The sequence below is a fragment of the Cedecea sp. VD22 genome, assembly GCF_037150195.1.
Lineage (GTDB): Bacteria > Pseudomonadota > Gammaproteobacteria > Enterobacterales > Enterobacteriaceae > Cedecea.
In genome coordinates this window covers 182681-199429 of the sequence record NZ_JBBCPX010000005.1, presented here as the reverse complement: position 1 = coordinate 199429, position 16749 = coordinate 182681, and the positions used below count along the sequence as shown (strand labels likewise).

The 16749-nt window shown below is 55.3% G+C and carries 16 protein-coding genes and 1 other annotated feature; of the genes, 13 read left to right on the top strand and 3 right to left on the bottom strand.

Going from position 1 to position 16749, the window contains the following annotated elements:
- Positions 1 to 37: 37 nt before the first annotated feature.
- Positions 38 to 685, top strand: coding sequence for a 2,3-diphosphoglycerate-dependent phosphoglycerate mutase GpmB (gpmB, locus tag WFK85_RS12440; protein WP_008460113.1), 648 nt, complete (start codon positions 38 to 40; stop codon positions 683 to 685).
- Here gpmB and robA read toward each other — a convergent pair.
- Positions 682 to 1551: an MDR efflux pump AcrAB transcriptional activator RobA gene (robA, locus tag WFK85_RS12435; RefSeq protein WP_008460114.1), complete on the bottom strand. Its 870-nt coding sequence runs from the start codon at positions 1549 to 1551 to the stop codon at positions 682 to 684. The genes gpmB and robA overlap by 4 nt on opposite strands.
- Positions 1552 to 1762: 211 nt before the next feature.
- Here robA and creA point away from each other — a divergent pair, with 211 nt between their 5' ends.
- Positions 1763 to 2236 carry a protein CreA gene (gene creA / locus WFK85_RS12430; RefSeq protein WP_008460116.1) on the top strand — a complete coding sequence of 158 codons (474 nt, stop codon included), beginning with the start codon at positions 1763 to 1765 and terminating at the stop codon, positions 2234 to 2236.
- 141 nt (positions 2237 to 2377) lie between these two features.
- On the top strand, positions 2378 to 3280 hold the full coding sequence (locus tag WFK85_RS12425; protein WP_166993480.1) for a LysR substrate-binding domain-containing protein: 903 nt from the start codon (positions 2378 to 2380) through the stop codon (positions 3278 to 3280).
- Between the two features lie 129 nt (positions 3281 to 3409).
- Here the strand turns inward: WFK85_RS12425 and WFK85_RS12420 are convergent, their stop codons facing one another.
- Positions 3410 to 3709 (bottom strand): CBU_0592 family membrane protein, encoded by a 300-nt coding sequence (locus WFK85_RS12420; protein ID WP_336707731.1) that lies wholly within the window; start codon positions 3707 to 3709, stop codon positions 3410 to 3412.
- A gap of 192 nt (positions 3710 to 3901) precedes the next feature.
- Here WFK85_RS12420 and WFK85_RS12415 point away from each other — a divergent pair, with 192 nt between their 5' ends.
- Genes WFK85_RS12415 through WFK85_RS12395 form a run of 5 tightly spaced genes read left to right on the top strand, consistent with a single transcriptional unit; the run spans position 3902 to position 10909 of the window.
- Entirely contained in the window at positions 3902 to 5491 is a 1590-nt protein-coding gene (locus WFK85_RS12415) for an ABC transporter substrate-binding protein (protein WP_166876911.1), read from the top strand.
- Positions 5491 to 6438: an ABC transporter permease gene (locus WFK85_RS12410; RefSeq protein ID WP_336707733.1), complete on the top strand. Its 948-nt coding sequence runs from the start codon at positions 5491 to 5493 to the stop codon at positions 6436 to 6438. The genes WFK85_RS12415 and WFK85_RS12410 overlap by 1 nt, the downstream gene beginning before the upstream one ends.
- Positions 6439 to 6441: 3 nt before the next feature.
- A complete protein-coding gene (locus WFK85_RS12405) occupies positions 6442 to 7272 on the top strand; it encodes an ABC transporter permease (RefSeq protein WP_008460123.1) in 831 nt (276 codons plus the stop codon).
- Entirely contained in the window at positions 7269 to 8891 is a 1623-nt protein-coding gene (locus tag WFK85_RS12400; RefSeq protein ID WP_336707735.1) for an ABC transporter ATP-binding protein, read from the top strand. Before WFK85_RS12405 ends, WFK85_RS12400 begins: the two co-directional genes overlap by 4 nt.
- A complete protein-coding gene (locus tag WFK85_RS12395; RefSeq protein WP_336707736.1) occupies positions 8888 to 10909 on the top strand; it encodes a CocE/NonD family hydrolase in 2022 nt (673 codons plus the stop codon). Before WFK85_RS12400 ends, WFK85_RS12395 begins: the two co-directional genes overlap by 4 nt.
- Before the next feature lie 57 nt (positions 10910 to 10966).
- Here the strand turns inward: WFK85_RS12395 and arcA are convergent, their stop codons facing one another.
- Complete coding sequence (arcA, locus tag WFK85_RS12390) at positions 10967 to 11683, bottom strand: two-component system response regulator ArcA (protein ID WP_008461663.1); 717 nt, start codon at positions 11681 to 11683, stop codon at positions 10967 to 10969.
- A gap of 96 nt (positions 11684 to 11779) precedes the next feature.
- Between arcA and yjjY the strand changes: the two genes are divergently transcribed.
- From yjjY to thrB, 5 genes are all read left to right on the top strand, one after another.
- Complete coding sequence (gene yjjY / locus WFK85_RS12385; RefSeq protein WP_085938930.1) at positions 11780 to 11920, top strand: protein YjjY; 141 nt, start codon at positions 11780 to 11782, stop codon at positions 11918 to 11920.
- A 402-nt stretch (positions 11921 to 12322) separates the two neighbouring features.
- Complete coding sequence (locus WFK85_RS12380) at positions 12323 to 13009, top strand: tRNA/rRNA methyltransferase (RefSeq protein ID WP_336707739.1); 687 nt, start codon at positions 12323 to 12325, stop codon at positions 13007 to 13009.
- 196 nt (positions 13010 to 13205) lie between these two features.
- Positions 13206 to 13274, top strand: coding sequence for a thr operon leader peptide (gene thrL, locus WFK85_RS12375; protein ID WP_071530522.1), 69 nt, complete (start codon positions 13206 to 13208; stop codon positions 13272 to 13274).
- Positions 13213 to 13330: a sequence feature (Thr leader region), on the top strand. It overlaps the preceding gene by 62 nt.
- Positions 13331 to 13355: 25 nt before the next feature.
- A complete protein-coding gene (thrA, locus tag WFK85_RS12370; protein ID WP_008461666.1) occupies positions 13356 to 15818 on the top strand; it encodes a bifunctional aspartate kinase/homoserine dehydrogenase I in 2463 nt (820 codons plus the stop codon).
- Between the two features lies 1 nt (position 15819).
- Positions 15820 to 16749, top strand: a complete 930-nt coding sequence (gene thrB, locus WFK85_RS12365) for a homoserine kinase (RefSeq protein WP_008461668.1) — start codon at positions 15820 to 15822, stop codon at positions 16747 to 16749.

Genomic DNA, 16749 nt, shown 5'->3' with positions numbered 1-16749 from the left:
TCGATATTTCGTGACCGGAGTATAACGGAAAAAACGCATGTTACAGGTATACCTTGTTCGTCATGGCGAAACGCAGTGGAATGCTGAGCGCCGCATTCAGGGGCAGTCAGACAGCGCGCTGACTGAAAACGGAGAACGTCAGGCCTGGCAAGTGGCCGAACGAGCCAGAGCCCTTGGCATCACCCACATTATCAGCAGCGATTTAGGCCGTACTCGCCGCACCGCAGAGATCATCGCCGAAGCCTGCGGCTGCGAGATTATCCTGGATTCCCGCCTGCGTGAGCTCAATATGGGCGTGCTTGAACGCCGCAAAATGGACTCGCTAACCGAAGAGGAAGAGGGCTGGCGGCGGCGCTTAGTTGACGGCACGCCGGACGGGCGTATTCCCGAAGGCGAAAGCATGCTGGAACTGAGTAACCGCATGCACGAAGCCCTGAACGCCTGCCGGGAGCTGCCGGCCGGAAGCCGGCCGCTGCTGGTGAGTCACGGTATGGCGCTGGGCGGACTGGTGAGTACGATTCTTGGCTTACCGGCATGGGCGGAACGTCGACTGCGTCTGCGCAACTGCTCGATTTCCCGCGTGGATTATCAGCACAGCCCGTGGCTGGCGTCTGGATGGGTGGTTGAAACAGCAGGAGACATCTCGCACCTTGATGCCCCTGCTCTGGATGAAATCCAGCGTTAACGGCGAACCGGGATCAGGTATTCACAGCGGATATGCATCGGCACATCCTGATCCCGCGTTTCATCCTGAGGATAGAAACGTTCGATGTCCTGACCTTTACGGCGCGTCAGGTTGAGTGATGGCATGCAGGTGCCATAAACCGTCAGGATAAAGTCCTGCAGCCCGGTGCCCAGCCCTTCGTAGTTAAATTGAACATAATCCCCCCCTTCCAGCACCACCGGATGTGAATCCGGCAGGAAACCATTCGCCAGCTCAGGCGTGAGCGCCGTGGTGTAGAAGACTTCCTGCTCGTCGTCTTTTTCCGAGCTTGGGCGAGGCTCATGCAGGCCGTATAACACCCGCGGGATGGTCGGTGAGTTGCCGAGGAACTGCGTCCAGAACTGGATGCGCATCTCATTACGGAAGTCGGAGATTTGCTCCAGCGTGCAGCTGTAGCTTTGCGTGACCCCAACCAGATGCGTTTCCGGCATCGTGATGAAGTGGGCCTGCGGCGGCGTAAACTCGCCGAGACGCAGCGGCGGGCGCATACCGAAGGCGCTCCAGTCAGGAGAACGACGGTAGAGTGCCGGCGTTTGAGCAAACTGCTTTTTAAAGGCACGAGTAAACGTCTGCTGCGAGTCAAAGCGGTACTGAAGCGCAATATCGAGAATAGGGCGCGCAGTCAGGCGCAGAGCAACGGCGGATTTGGAGAGTCGGCGGGCGCGAATATAGGCACCAATAGCGTGCCCGGTAACCTCTTTAAACATCCGTTGTAAATGCCACTTGGAATAACCTGCTTTTGCCGCCACATTATCAAGGGCGAGAGGCTGGTCGAGGTGGCCCTCCAGCCAGCTAAGAAGATCGCGAATGATCCCAGCCTGATCCATAAAATATCCTCATCCATACAAGCGAATGCCTGTTTACTAAGGTAGCGGATAATAGCATTTTTGTAGTTTATGCATTCACCGTTTTTATTTAACAAGTTGTGCCAAATTTGCCGATTATGGAGGCAGGTTTTGCTAATAATGTGATATTCAACGGTTTTTTGTCCAATTGTTGAATAGTCCCGTAGGGTAATTTTTATACAATGGTAACAATATGAAATATAAAGCTTTAGCACTTTGCAGTGCGCTTCTGGCCGTAAGCTACGGTGCGAGCGCGGAGCAGATCGGATCGGTGGACACCGTGTTTAAAGTCTTTGGTCCCGACCACAAGATTGTCGTCGAGGCGTTTGACGATCCTGATGTGAAGAATGTGACCTGTTATATCAGCCGCGCAAAAACCGGGGGTATCAAGGGCGGCCTCGGATTAGCTGAAGACACGTCTGATGCGGCCATTTCCTGCCAGCAGGTAGGCCCGGTTGAGCTCAGCGATAAGATAAAAGCGGGTAAAGCGCAGGGCGATGTAGTGTTCCAGAAGCGAACTTCGCTGGTGTTTAAAAAGCTGCAGGTGGTGCGTTTCTATGATGCGAAGCGCAATGCGCTGGCCTACCTTGCCTACTCTGATCGGGTCGTAGAAGGCTCTCCTAAGAACGCCATCAGCGCGGTACCGATTATTCCGTGGAGTAAATAATCTGTGCACTGGCGCTGAGCGGATGCATTCACGCATGGCCGCATGAGAAGCCTGATGTATTTCTAATGCATCAGGCTTGTCAGTTCTTACCTTCCTTATTAGTGTGTTATGACCGTGCCGTTGCCTTCTAAGGCTTCTTTGATGCAGATCGAGCCTCTACCGCCCCTGAATACCCTTATCGCCTTCGAATGCGTGGCCCGCTATGGCAACATTTCTCGTGCGGCGGAGGAGTTAAACCTGACGCAAAGCGCGACCAGCCGGCAAATTCTGCAGCTGGAAGAGATGCTCGGCTGCAAGCTCTTTACCCGAACCCAGCGGCGAGTGCTGCTCACGCCACGCGGTGAAGCTTATGCCGAGCGGGTCAGGCAGCAGCTGGCGGCGCTGTCGCATGCCACGGCAGAAGTGATGGGCTGGACCGGGTTGCCACAGGTCACTATCGCCTGTACCAGCGCTATGAGTTCGCTGTGGCTGTCATCCCGGCTTTCTGCCCTGCATCGTGAGCTGCCAGATTTGCAGATTCGCATGAAAATTACCGACAACTTCTCGGAGCTGCGCTCATCGGAATTTGATTTGGCTATTTTTTACCTGCGAAGCGTGCCCGTCGGTTTTCACGCCACGCCGCTCTTCGATGAAGTCTGTTACCCCATGTGCTCCCCGGCTTTTCTGTCCCGCATTGGTTCAGACGCACCGGCGGAAGCGCTGCTGCAGCACACGCTGCTGATTCAGGACGATCCCCAGCGGGAGTGGACCGGGTGGAGCGACTGGTTTGCTTCGCAAAATGTTTTGAGCTTTGTGCCAGGGCAAACCTGGCGAGCCAATAACTATCCGTTTTTGGTGGAGACGGCGGTGCGCGGCGACGGGATATTACTCGGCTGGGAAGGGCTGGTGCAGGATTATCTTAACCGGGGCGAGCTTGTCGCGGCGCACCCTGGCAAGCTGGCCGCCGCCAGTAAATGTTTCCTGCTTATCCCCCAGGATCGCTACATGAAGCCGATTGTTCGCCATGTGATGAGCTGGCTGCAGCGCCAACCTTTGGCGGAATAAGCAGAAAATAGATGTAAATCACAAAAGACGATTATTTTAATATTTTGGTCATCAATAAATTATCTGCTTATTTTATTAGCCATAACGTTTTCTTATACAATACGACGGGAAATAAGTGATGAATCACATTTAATCCTTTGGTTTATTTATCGTCTCTAAATCCAAAGGCACTATTTTATTTTTCATCTCTGCGCGTCGACGATAAGAAGTATGCATACCTACAAGTGTGAAAACCAGCCACATCGACTGCGATATTACCGACGCTAAATTAAAATCATGGCTAAGAGAATACAGCCCGCCCACGCAGCCTGCGATGTTGAGTACAGCATAACCATTTGAATCTATTGATAGTCTTCGTATTTGGACCAGGGCGTATGCCAGCAGGTAACAAAACACGCCAATTAAACCTACAAGGGTATGCAGTTCCACTTTTTCTTTCCTGATGTGACTCCGTGAACGGGAAATTATCTTTTTTGCCGTGGTTCTGCCGTGCATTTTTTTCATAGTCTGATACGAAAAACTCATGCCTCAGTGTTTAGCTGTTTTGATATAAATCATAAATAGATGTGCTATGGCATCTGGCCGGTGGTCAGACAAACAAATAATAACGGAGAAAAATAAATGAAAGACGATCGTTCAGACGAAAAAAAATACCTGCAAGGCGTGAGCATGAGCCGCCGTTCATTTATCAATACGGCGGCGCTGATTGGTATGGGCAGTGCGTTATCGCTGTCGCCGCTGGCGGGTTTTGCTGCCGAAGCGACGCCTAAAAAAGGGGGCGTGCTGAAGCTGGGCATGTCGGGCGGCAATACCAGCGATTCTCTGGATCCCACGCTCTTTAGCGACTGGGTGCCGCTTAACCAGGCATACATGCTGATGAACGGTCTGGTGGAAATTGATGAGAATAACCAGGCCACGCCGGAGCTACTGGAAAGCTGGGAAGCGAAGCCGGGCGCGCAGGAGTGGACCTTTAAAGTGCGTCAGGGCGTGACCTTCCACAACGGCAAGGCGCTTACCGTGGAAGACATCCTTTACTCGATTAACCTCCACCGTGGCGATCAGTCTCGCAGCGCCATTAAAACGCAGCTGGCGGCCATCAAAGATCTGAAGAAGAGCGGTGAGAACGAAATTACCCTGACGCTGGACAGCGGCAACGCCGACTTGCCGTTCCTGCTGGCGGACTACCACCTCGTTGTGGTGCCGGACGGTTTTACCGACTGGAAACACCCGATTGGCACCGGCGGCTTCGTCTTTGATCAGTACCAGCCGGGCGTGCGTTCCTATTTCAAACGTAATCCCAATTACTGGAAGCCAAACCGCGCGTTTGTGGACGCCGTTGAAGTGCTGGTGATCAACGATGCGACCGCGCGTACCAACGCCCTTATTTCCGGCCAGGTCCACGCCATCAACCGCGTGGACTTTAAGACCGTCGATTTCCTGAAGCGCAGCCCGGCGCTGAACATCGTGCGGGCGGCCGGCGGGCAGCATTTCACCTTCCTGATGGACTGCCGCGTAGCACCGTTCAACAACAATGACGTTCGGACGGCGATTAAATACGGCATCGATCGCGAGAAATTACTGGCCACCGTGCTGCGGGGTTACGGCACGCTGGGCAACGATCATCCGATCCCGAAAACCGATCGCTTCTTCAATAAAAGCCTGGAACAGCGCGCCTACGATCCTGACAAGGCTAAGTTCTTCCTGAAAAAAGCCGGGCTAAGCGCGCTGCCGCTTGAGCTGTCGTCCTCTGATGCTGCCTTTGCCGGGGCATTGGATGCCGCCGCATTGTTCCAGGGGGAAGCCGCTGCAGCGGGGATTCAGGTCAGCATCAAACGCCAGCCGGCAGACAGCTACTGGGATGACGTCTGGATGAAAGCGCCGTTTAGCATGGGCTACTGGGGCGGGCGTCCAACGGCGGATCAGATGTTCTCCACCGCCTGGCAATCCACCGCCAAATGGAACGATACCCACTGGAAGAATGACAAGTTCGACAGCCTGCTGATTCAGGCGCGATCGCTGCTTGATGACCAAAAGCGGGCAGAGATCTACGGGGAGCTGCAAAGCATTGCCCGGGATGACGGCGGCGCGATGATCCCGCTGTTTGGCGACTATCTGGACGCCACCAGCAAAAAAGTCGGCGGTGTGAAACCTCATCCGCTCTTCAACTTTATGGGTGGCCGCCTGGCTGAACGCGTCTGGCTGGAGTCGTAATGAAAAAACAGATCCTTCATCGTTTATTGCTGGGCGTGCTGACGCTGTGGCTGGTTTCGGTTCTGATCTTCGTCGGCACCGAGCTGTTGCCCGGCGACGTGGCGAGCGCCATCCTCGGCCAAAACGGCACGCCGGAAACCATCGCCGCGCTGCGTCTCCAGCTTGGGCTGGATCAGCCGGCGGTTTATCGCTATCTGCATTGGCTGTCCGGCGTCTTGCACGGTGATTTAGGCACTTCGCTTGCCAACAACCAGCCTATTGGCGCCGAGCTGCTGCCTCGCCTGGCGAACACGCTGTTTCTTGCGCTATATGCCGCGCTGATCGCGATTCCGTTGGCGGTCGTATTGGGGATTGCTTCTGCGGTGTGGCGCGGTTCCTGGTTTGACCGCCTGGCGAACACGCTGACGCTGATGAGCATTTCGGTGCCGGAGTTTTTTGTCGGCTACGTGCTGGTGATCTTCTTTGCGATTCGCCTGGCCTGGTTCCCCAGCCTCGCGCTGGTCGACCCGGATGCCAGCCTGCTCGACAGGCTCTATGCCTGTACGTTGCCGATGCTGACGCTGGTGCTGGTGGTGCTGGCGCACATGCTGCGCATGACGCGGGCTTCCGTCGGCGCGGTGATGTCCAGCAGCTATATCGAAACGGCGCTGCTAAAAGGACTTTCTCGCTGGCGCATTGTGCTCAGCCACGCGCTGCCCAACGCGCTCGCGCCAATTATCAACGTGATTGCTTTTAACCTGGCCTATCTGGTGGTGGGCGTCATCCTGGTTGAGGTGGTCTTTGTTTATCCGGGCATCGGGCAACTGATGGTGGATGCGGTGACAAAACGAGATTTGCCGGTGGTGCAGGCCTGCGGGCTGCTTTTTGGCGGGACTTATATCCTGCTGAATACGGCGCCAGATCTGCTGGCCATTTGGTGTAACCCACGACTGCGGCATGCGAGGTAGGCCATGAAAAATATCAAAATTCGCACGGTGCCGCTGTCGGCAATATTGGGGTTGACCATCATCGCCGTCAATTTGATTGCCGCGCTTTTTGCGCCCTGGCTGGCGCCGCACAGCGAAACGGCTCAGGTGGGTGACATCTGGATGCTGCCGTCGAGTTCGATGCCGTTCGGCACCGACAGTCTGGGGCGTGACATGCTGTCGCGTATTCTGTTTGGCGCCCGAACCACCATTGCGATTGCGCTGGCGATCACCGCTATTTCGTTTGTGGTGGGCATTATTACCGGTTTTACCGCCGCGATTTACGGGCGCTGGGTGGACGTCGTGCTCACCCGCATCGTCGATACGCTGATGTCGATCCCGGTGCTGATCCTGGCGCTGATCGTCCTGTCCGTGCTGGGGACCTCTATTCCGGTGCTGGTCGGAACCATTGCGCTGTTAGACGCGACTCGCGTTTTCCGTCTTGCTCGTCTGGTGGCGCAGGGGATCGTCTGCCTTGAATATGTTGAGGCGGCACGCTTGCGTGGGGAAGGGCTGTGGTGGATCGTCCGTAAAGAGTTTCTGCCTAACGCAATGCCGCCGCTGCTGGCGGAATTCGGCATGCGCTTCTGCTTTACCTTCCTGTTTATTGCCGGGCTGAGTTTCCTTGGGCTGGGCATTCAGCCACCGTGGGCGGACTGGGGCAGCATGGTGCGTGACAACGCGCAGGCCATCAATTTTGGCCAGTTTGCTCCGCTGTACCCCGCTGCGGCGATTGCCCTGCTGACGATCGGCGTCAACCTGGTGGTCGACTGGCTGCTGGTGCGTAACAACCTTTCGCTGGGAGAAGAGGGATGACACAACCGATTTTACAGATGCGTGATTTACGCATTGAAACCGAGCAGGGGCTGCCGCTGGTGAAAGGCGTCTCTCTCAGCCTGATGCCTGGCGAAGTTCTGGGGCTGATTGGCGAGTCCGGCGCGGGGAAATCAACTATCGGTCTTGCGGCCCTGGGCTATGCCCGACCTGGCTGCCGGATTGCGGGCGGTGAAGTGCTGGTGGGCGGGCAAAATATTGTGGCGCTATCCAGCAAAGAGAAACGTGAGTTTCGCGGTAAGCGCGTGGCCTATGTGGCGCAGAGCGCCGCCGCCGCGTTCAACCCGGCGCTGACCATCGGCAAGCAGGTTTGTGAAGGGCCGCTTCGCCATGGCCTGATGAGTCCGGAAGAAGCCCAGGCCTGGGCCGTGACGCTGTTTAAAGCGCTTGATCTCCCGGAGCCTGAAGCTATCGGCCAGCGCTATCCACATCAGCTCTCGGGCGGGCAACTGCAGCGGGCGATGGCGGCGATGGCGATGTCCTGCAAGCCTGATGTCCTGGTCCTTGATGAACCAACCACCGCGCTGGATGTGACGACGCAAATCGAAGTGCTGGTGATGCTGCGCAAACTGGTCAGAGAGTTTAATACCGCCGCGCTGTATATCACTCACGATCTGGCGGTTGTCGCACAGATTGCCGACCGCATTATGGTGCTGCGACAGGGGAGCGAAGTGGAGTGCGGCAGCACCGTCGATATTCTGCAGAATCCAACAGAAAGCTACACGCAGCGGCTGGTGTCCGAACGCGCCCACGCTTTAACGCCGGTGCATGCCGGAAGTAAACCTGAAGGGCAACTACTGGCGTTGAATAATCTCTCTACGGGCTACAACGGTAAAACGGTCGTCCACAACGTTTCCCTCAGCATTGCCAAAGGAGAAACGATGGCCATTATCGGCGAGTCCGGGAGCGGGAAGAGTACGCTGGCCCGGGCGCTCTGCGGCCTGCTGACTGACACGAAAGGCAGCGTTACCTTTGTTGGCAAGGTGCTGGCCAACCGTTACCCGCAGCGTGATAAAGAGACGCTGCGCCGTATCCAGATGATCTATCAGTTGCCCGATGTGGCGCTTAACCCAAGGCAAACCGTGCTGGAGGCGATTGGCCGCCCGGTAGCGTTCTATTTTGGCCTTGATAAACAGCAGGTTCGCGCGCGGGTTCTGGAACTCCTGAAACTGACTGAACTCCCTGATTATCTGATTGATCGCTATCCTGGCTCGCTTTCCGGGGGGCAGAAGCAGCGCGTGTGTATTGCACGAGCGCTGGCCGCGAAGCCCGATCTTATCATCTGCGATGAAGCAACCTCCGCCCTTGACCCGCTGGTGGCGGAAGAAGTGTTGAAATTGCTGAGAAACCTGCAGGAACAGCTGGGGCTGTCTTATCTGTTTATCACCCACGACCTGAGCACGGTAAAACGCATTGCTCAGCAGGTTGCCGTGATGTATCAGGGCAACGTCGTCGCACAGGGCCCAACCGCGCAGGTATTCAGCGCACCAATGCACAGTTACACCGAAAAACTGCTGACTTCCGTGCCGGAAATGCGCCCTTCCTGGCTGGATGAGGTGCTGGGTCAGCGTCAGTTAAACGCGATGGCAGGAGCTTCATGAAAACTCTTATTACGCAATTCCCTCACAGCGTGAGCGTGACGGAACATTTGTGGATTGTTTTGAAAGACGGAACTCGGCTGGCGGCGCGTATGTGGCTACCTTTATCGGCTTCGCAGCAGCCGGTGCCCGCCATTCTGGAGTACATTCCCTACCGCAAGCGCGACGGAACGCGTACCCGGGATGAGCCGATGCACGGCTATTTTGCCGGGAATGGCTATGCAGTGCTGCGGGTAGACATGCGCGGCAGCGGGGATTCTGATGGGCTGATGGCCGATGAATATCTTTTGCAGGAGCAAGAAGATGCGCTGGAGGTGATCGACTGGATCAGCCGCCAGGGCTGGTGCAACGGCGCCGTGGGCATGATGGGTAAATCCTGGGGCGGCTTTAACTGCCTGCAGCTGGCGGCTCGCCGCCCTCCGGCACTGAAAGCCATTATCACCGTTTGCTCGACGGACGATCGTTACAACGACGATATCCACTATAAAGGCGGCTGCCTGCTGAATGACAATTTGTGGTGGGGCGGCATTATGCTGGCCTACCAAAGCCGCCCGCAGGATCCGGAGCTGGTCGGGGAGGGCTGGTATCAGGCCTGGCTGAATCGCCTTGAAAATATGCCTTTCTTCCCGGCGCTGTGGATGGAGCATCCGCTGAAAGATGATTACTGGAAGCACGGCTCCGTGGGGGAAGACTGGCAGGCCATTACCTGCCCGGTGATGGCGGTGGGCGGCTGGGCGGATTCCTACAGCAACGCGGTCTTCCGCCTGATGGATAATCTTAACGTCCCGCGCAAGGCGATCCTCGGCCCGTGGGCGCATATTTATCCTCAGGATGGCTCGCCTACGCCGGCCATCGGTTTTCTGCAGGAGGCTGTGAGCTGGTGGGACCGCTGGTTGAAACAGATCGATAACGACGTGCTGGATGGCCCGCGCGTCCAGGCCTGGCTCAACGACAGCCAGCGACCTGATTCGCAGCGGCCGCAGGCCTTTGGGGAGTGGATTGCCATTGAGAACGATACCGACGCTGAAACCTTCCCTCAGCGCTGGCATCTGCAGCCTGGCCGGCTGGTGACATCGCCTTTAGTCGATGAATACCGGCAGGACATCCGTAGCGTGCAGAATCACGGGTTGTTCGCCGGAGAGTGGATGGGCGCGGGTGTGCTGGGGGAAAGCCCAAGCGATCAGCGAATGGATGACGGACTGGCCGAAAGTTTCGACAGCGCCCCGCTGAGCGAAAGCCTGGCGATTTACGGTTTCCCGCAGTTTAACGTCACGCTTTCCAGCGATAAACCTGCGACCATGCTGTATGTCCGCCTGTCAGACATTGCACCTGACGGAGCATCAACCCGCGTCAGCCACGGCTGGGTGAATCTGAGTCACTTGCAGGGGCAGGAGCAGAACGTGGCGCTGGTGCCGGGCGAAAGGGTCAATGTTACCGTGCAGCTGGACGGCATCGCCTGGCGCTTTGCTGCCGGGCACCGGCTGCGGGTTTCTCTCGCGACTACCTTCTGGCCGATGATCTGGCCGATGGCTGAAAATGCGACGCTTAGTGTTGATCTGGCCAGCGCTCAACTGCAATTGCCGGTTTGCCGGGAAGTGAAGCCGATTGCTGGCCCGAATCCGCATCCTGAAACGGCAGCCAATACGCCGCTGACAATCCTCTCTCCAGGGCGGGTCGATCGCGAACTGCGCTATGACGTGGTGAAAGACAGCTGGCAGAGCATCACTCAGGGCGTGGGCGGTGTTTTTGGCGAGGGCGTGTATCGGTTTGATGATATCAATACCACCGTCGATCATAGCCTTAGGCGCCAGTTGACTGTGCAAAACAGCGATCCTCTCTCGGCGCATTACCTGCTGACTCAGAACATGAAAATCGGCCGGGAAGGCTGGTGGACGGACACAGATATTGTGCTGGAGATGCGCAGTGACCTGACGCATTTTATCGTCAGTGGAAAGATGACGGTTCAACACAATGGGGACGTGGTCTTTACCCGGGACTGGAATGAACGCATTTCCCGCTGAAAGACAGGCATAAAAAAGGGCTGACAGAAGTCAGCCCTTTTCGTTATTTCTCGCCGCTTATTCCTGCAGATCGCCGCAGAAACGGTAGCCTTCGCCGTGGATGGTGGCGATAATTTCAGGCGTATCCGGCGTGGATTCGAAATGTTTACGAATGCGGCGAATGGTCACATCGACGGTACGGTCATGCGGCTTCAGCTCGCGACCGGTCATTTTTTTCAGCAGCTCGGCACGAGACTGAATTTTGCCCGGGTTTTCACAGAAGTGCAGCATCGCACGGAATTCACTGCGCGGCAGCTTATACTGTTCACCGTTCGGGCTAACCAGAGAGCGGCTGTTGATGTCCAGCTCCCAGCCGTTGAATTTGTAACTTTCAACGGAACGACGTTCTTCGCTGATGGCCCCTAAATTCATGGTGCGGGAGAGCAGGTTACGTGCACGAATAGTCAATTCACGCGGGTTGAAAGGTTTGGTGATGTAGTCATCCGCACCGATTTCAAGACCGAGAATCTTGTCTACTTCGTTGTCACGACCCGTCAGGAACATCAGCGCCACGTTAGCCTGCTCGCGCAATTCACGCGCCAGCAGCAGGCCGTTTTTACCCGGCAGGTTGATGTCCATAATGACGAGGTTAATGTCATTATCGGCAAGGATTTGATGCATCTCTGCGCCATCGGTCGCTTCAAAAACATCATAGCCTTCCGCTTCAAAAATGCTTTTAAGCGTGTTGCGTGTTACTAATTCGTCTTCGACGATAAGAATGTGCGGGGTCTGCATGTTTGCTACCTAAAATTGCCAACTAAATCGAAACAGGAAGTACAAAAGTCCCTGACCTGCCTGTTACATGCCATAAATTAACATGCCGGGCTTAACATGACTAAAGTACGTAATTGCGTTCTTGATGCACTTTCCATCAACGTCAACAACATCATTAGCTTGGTCGTGGGTGCATTCCCTTTGGACCCGACGGTGTCAAAAACGGCTGTTATCCTAACCATTTTAACAGCAACATAACAGGCTGACGCGCTTTAGACACCTGATAAAACTACGCTTCGTTGACATATATCAATTTCAATTGTAGCACGTTAACAGTTTCAATAAATCATCGTAGCTCAATGCTAGCTTTTGTCACAACTTTTTAATAATCAAGATCGTAAAGCGTCAAATAAAGTACGCTGAATCTGGCCTGCAGCTGTGTTTCTCTTGTGGGGAAATAAACCATGATAAACAAGTGGATATAACCCGTGTTTCCCCCATTTTCATGGTATATAATCACGTAAAAGCATAAGCTTAAGTTATAAGTCCATCAGAAGTTATAGCCACAATATATGTTGCAACAAAGTAAATTTGCGATGCGTATTATCCAAATTTGTGCATCACTTCGCACGTTTTAACGAATTTTAGAAGAGAGTTCCAATGCGTTTGCCAATTATCCTGGTTTCACCGGCCAGAGCAGAGAACGTCGGGGCCGCTGCCCGGGCGATGAAGACCATGGGGTTTACGGAGATGAGGATCGTAGCCAGTGATGCGCATCTCCAGCCCGCTGCGCGCTGGGTAGCGCACGGCGCGGGCGATATTCTTGATGGAATTCGCCACTTTGATACGCTCGCGGATGCCCTGAGTGACGTGGATTTTTCCATCGCCACAACGGCCCGCAGCCGGGCGAAATTTCATTACTACGCGACACCGCAACAGCTGGTGCCAATGCTTGAAGAGAAACGCCAGTGGGTAGGATGCACGGGGCTGGTTTTTGGCCGTGAAGATTCCGGGCTGACCAACGAAGAGCTGGAGTTGGCGGATGTGCTAACCGGCGTGCCGATGGTCGCGGATTATCCGTCGCTTAACCTGGGGCAGGCCGTGATGGTTTATTGCTACCAGCTTTCCGCTTTGATGCAGCAACCGCCTGTGGAAAACGTGGCCGGTGACGGGCAGCAGTTGAATGCGCTGCGTCTGCGAATGGAAGCGCTTTTGCATCGCCTTGAGGTTGCGGGCGACCAAAAAATGGTCGATTGGGTCCAGCAGCGTTTGGGGCTACTGGAGCAGAGAGACACGGCAATGCTTCACCGTTTGCTTCATGACATCGAAAAAAAATTACCAGAATGAAATGTTTTTGAATGACTCTTTTTGAGACGTTAATCTAACTTATTGCGCTATTTACGCGCTTTTACTCCCATTTTTGGTGGGTTTTTCAGCTCGACCGGGCAAGGCGATTTTTTGTGACAGAACTAAAAAAAATTGACTTGGTAAAGGGATTGCTTTAACCAATAGAGCTATTACAAATTTAGAGCACACAACATCCATGTTTCGCTTCAGCCTGATTACCACAATTATCACAACCACCATTACCACAGGTAACGGTGCGGGCTGACGCATACAGGTAAAAATGAAAAAAGCCCGCACCTAAACAGTGCGGGCTTTTTTTTCGGGAAAAAATCAAGGGGTCACAACAATGCGAGTGTTGAAATTCGGTGGTACTTCGGTGGCAAATGCGGAGCGTTTCCTTCGCGTTGCCGATATCCTGGAAAGTAATGCCAAACAGGGGCAGGTGGCGACCGTGTTGTCTGCTCCGGCAAAAATTACTAACCACCTTGTGGCGATGATTGAGAAAACCATCGGGGGCCAGGACGCTGTGCCGAATATCAGCGACGCAGAGCGTATTTTTGCTGAACTGCTGAATGGTCTGGCAGAGGCGCAGCCGGGCTTTCCGCTGGCTGAACTGAAAGGGTTAGTGAATCAGGAGTTTGCTCAGCTTAAACATGTTCTGCACGGGATCAGCCTGCTGGGCCAGTGCCCGGACAGCATCAATGCGGCGATCATTTGCCGGGGCGAGAAGCTGTCTATCGCTATTATGTCGGGCGTGCTGCAGGCTCGTGGCTACCAGGTGACCGTGATCGATCCGGTCGAGAAGCTGCTGGCGGTGGGGCATTACCTGGATTCCAGCGTGGATATCGCAGAGTCAACTCGCCGCATTGCCGCCAGCCGCATTCCTGACGATCACATGATTCTGATGGCTGGGTTTACCGCCGGGAACGACAAAGGCGAGCTGGTTGTTCTGGGCCGCAACGGTTCCGACTATTCTGCCGCCGTGCTGGCTGCCTGTCTGCGAGCCGACTGTTGTGAAATCTGGACTGACGTCGACGGCGTTTATACCTGCGACCCACGCCAGGTGCCTGATGCCCGACTGCTGAAGTCGATGTCTTACCAGGAAGCGATGGAGCTTTCCTACTTCGGCGCCAAAGTACTTCACCCTCGCACCATCACCCCGATTGCCCAGTTCCAGATCCCCTGCCTGATTAAAAATACCGGAAACCCGCAGGCGCCAGGTACGCTCATTGGCGACAAGAGCGATGACGAAGGGCTGCCGGTGAAAGGCATCACTAACCTGAATAACATGGCGATGTTTAGCGTTTCAGGCCCGGGCATGAAAGGCATGGTCGGCATGGCTGCACGCGTGTTTGCCGCGATGTCCCGTGCCGGGATCTCCGTGGTGCTGATCACCCAGTCCTCCTCCGAGTACAGCATCAGCTTCTGCGTTCCACAGGCCGATTGCGGCCGCGCTCGCAAGGCGATGGAAGACGAATTCTATCTCGAACTGAAAGAGGAGCTGCTGGAGCCGCTGGCGGTCACCGAACGCCTGGCGGTTATCTCCGTCGTGGGCGACGGCATGAAAACGCTGCGTGGTATCTCCGCCAAGTTCTTTGCTGCCCTGGCCCGCGCGAATATCAACATTATCGCTATCGCACAGGGTTCTTCCGAGCGCTCTATCTCCGTTGTGGTCAATAACGACGATGCCGTGACCGGCGTACGTGTGACTCACCAGATGCTGTTTAACACCGATCAGGTTATTGAGCTGTTCCTGGTGGGCGTTGGCGGCGTGGGCGCGGCTCTGCTGGAGCAGGTTAAACGCCAGCAGGCGTGGTTGAAGGAGAAGCATATCGACCTGCGCGTTTGCGGCGTGGCGAATTCTAAAGCCCTGCTGACTAACGTGCATGGCCTGGATCTCGAAAACTGGCAGCAGGCGCTGGAGCAGGCCAAAGAGCCGTTCAATCTTGGCCGCCTGATCCGCCTGGTGAAAGAGTATCATCTGCTGAATCCGGTGATTGTGGACTGTACTTCCAGCCAGGCCGTGGCGGATCAGTACGCTGATTTCCTGAGCGAAGGTTTCCACGTGGTGACGCCAAACAAAAAGGCCAACACCTCGAGCATGAATTATTACCACCAGTTGCGTAATGCCGCGGAGAGTTCTCGCCGGAAGTTCCTCTACGACACCAACGTGGGGGCAGGCTTGCCGGTTATCGAAAACCTGCAAAACCTGCTGAATGCGGGCGATGAGCTGCAGCGTTTCTCGGGCATTCTTTCCGGATCGCTTTCTTACATCTTCGGGAAGCTGGATGAGGGAATGAGCTTCTCGCTGGCGACCAGCACTGCGCGTGAAATGGGATATACCGAACCGGATCCGCGTGACGATCTTTCCGGTATGGACGTGGCGCGTAAGCTGTTGATCCTGGCACGTGAGACCGGGAGCAGTCTGGAACTTTCGGATATCGAGATCGAATCCGTACTTCCGGAAAATTTTGATGCAAGCGGAGACGTCGAGTCTTTTATGGCACGCCTTCCTCAGTTGGATGATGAGTTTACGGCTCGTGTGAGGAAGGCGCGTGACGATGGGAAAGTGCTACGTTACGTCGGCATTATTGAAGAAGACGGCAGCTGCAAAGTGAAAATCGACGCCGTAGACGGCAACGATCCGCTGTATAAGGTGAAGAACGGCGAAAATGCCCTGGCCTTCTACAGCCACTATTATCAACCGCTGCCGCTGGTACTGCGTGGCTACGGGGCAGGTAACGACGTTACCGCCGCCGGTGTCTTCGCGGATCTGCTTCGCACCCTGTCATGGAAGTTAGGAGTTTAAGATGGTTAAAGTATATGCCCCGGCTTCCAGCGCCAATATGAGCGTCGGTTTTGATGTGCTGGGTGCGGCGGTGTCGCCGGTTGATGGCTCACATTTGGGTGATTACGTCACGGTTGAAGCGGCAGACAGCTTCAGCCTGACCAACCTTGGGCGGTTCGCCAGCAAGCTGCCGGATGAACCGCGCGAGAACATTGTTTATCAGTGCTGGGAGCGTTTCTGCCAGGAAATTGGCAAGACTATTCCCGTGGCGATGACGCTTGAGAAAAACATGCCCATCGGCTCCGGGCTGGGATCCAGCGCCTGTTCAGTGGTGGCTGGCCTGATGGCGATGAATGAATTTTGCGGTAAGCCTTTGAGCGACACACGCTTGCTGGCGCTGATGGGCGAGCTGGAAGGGCGTATTTCAGGCAGCATTCATTACGATAACGTCGCGCCTTGTTTCCTCGGCGGCATGCAGCTAATGATCGAAGAAAACGGCATCATCAGCCAGCAGGTGCCAGGCTTTGATGAGTGGCTTTGGGTGCTGGCGTACCCTGGGATTAAGGTTTCAACCGCCGAAGCACGTGCGATTTTACCCGCCCAGTATCGCCGTCAGGACTGCATCAGCCACGGTCGCCATCTGGCCGGTTTTATTCATGCCTGTCATACCCGCCAGCCTGCACTCGCGGCGAAGCTGATGAAGGATGTGATTGCTGAACCTTACCGCGCCAAACTGCTGCCGAAGTTTGATGAGTCCCGTAAAGCCGTGGCGGATATCGGCGCCCTGGCGAGCGGGATTTCGGGTTCTGGCCCGACCTTATTTGCACTGTGCGATAACACCGATACCGCGCAGCGCGTGGCTGACTGGCTCAGCCAACATTATTTGCAGAACCAGGAAGGTTTTGTACATATTTGCCGTCTGGATACGGCTGGCGCACGAGTTTTGGGATAA

What these genes read in the sequence shown, in the direction of transcription:
- WFK85_RS12395 (WP_336707736.1), top strand. Translation starts at nt 8,888, where the DNA reads ATGAAAACTCTTATTACGCAATTCCCTCACAGCGTGAGCGTGACGGAA.
- gpmB (WP_008460113.1), top strand. Translation starts at nt 38, where the DNA reads ATGTTACAGGTATACCTTGTTCGTCATGGCGAAACGCAGTGGAATGCT.
- WFK85_RS12400 (WP_336707735.1), top strand. Translation starts at nt 7,269, where the DNA reads ATGACACAACCGATTTTACAGATGCGTGATTTACGCATTGAAACCGAG.
- thrA (WP_008461666.1), top strand. Translation starts at nt 13,356, where the DNA reads ATGCGAGTGTTGAAATTCGGTGGTACTTCGGTGGCAAATGCGGAGCGT.
- WFK85_RS12380 (WP_336707739.1), top strand. Translation starts at nt 12,323, where the DNA reads ATGCGTTTGCCAATTATCCTGGTTTCACCGGCCAGAGCAGAGAACGTC.
- WFK85_RS12425 (WP_166993480.1), top strand. Translation starts at nt 2,378, where the DNA reads ATGCAGATCGAGCCTCTACCGCCCCTGAATACCCTTATCGCCTTCGAA.
- WFK85_RS12415 (WP_166876911.1), top strand. Translation starts at nt 3,902, where the DNA reads ATGAAAGACGATCGTTCAGACGAAAAAAAATACCTGCAAGGCGTGAGC.
- arcA (WP_008461663.1), bottom strand. Translation starts at nt 11,683, where the DNA reads ATGCAGACCCCGCACATTCTTATCGTCGAAGACGAATTAGTAACACGC.
- WFK85_RS12410 (WP_336707733.1), top strand. Translation starts at nt 5,491, where the DNA reads ATGAAAAAACAGATCCTTCATCGTTTATTGCTGGGCGTGCTGACGCTG.
- robA (WP_008460114.1), bottom strand. Translation starts at nt 1,551, where the DNA reads ATGGATCAGGCTGGGATCATTCGCGATCTTCTTAGCTGGCTGGAGGGC.
- yjjY (WP_085938930.1), top strand. Translation starts at nt 11,780, where the DNA reads ATGACTAAAGTACGTAATTGCGTTCTTGATGCACTTTCCATCAACGTC.
- thrB (WP_008461668.1), top strand. Translation starts at nt 15,820, where the DNA reads ATGGTTAAAGTATATGCCCCGGCTTCCAGCGCCAATATGAGCGTCGGT.
- WFK85_RS12405 (WP_008460123.1), top strand. Translation starts at nt 6,442, where the DNA reads ATGAAAAATATCAAAATTCGCACGGTGCCGCTGTCGGCAATATTGGGG.
- creA (WP_008460116.1), top strand. Translation starts at nt 1,763, where the DNA reads ATGAAATATAAAGCTTTAGCACTTTGCAGTGCGCTTCTGGCCGTAAGC.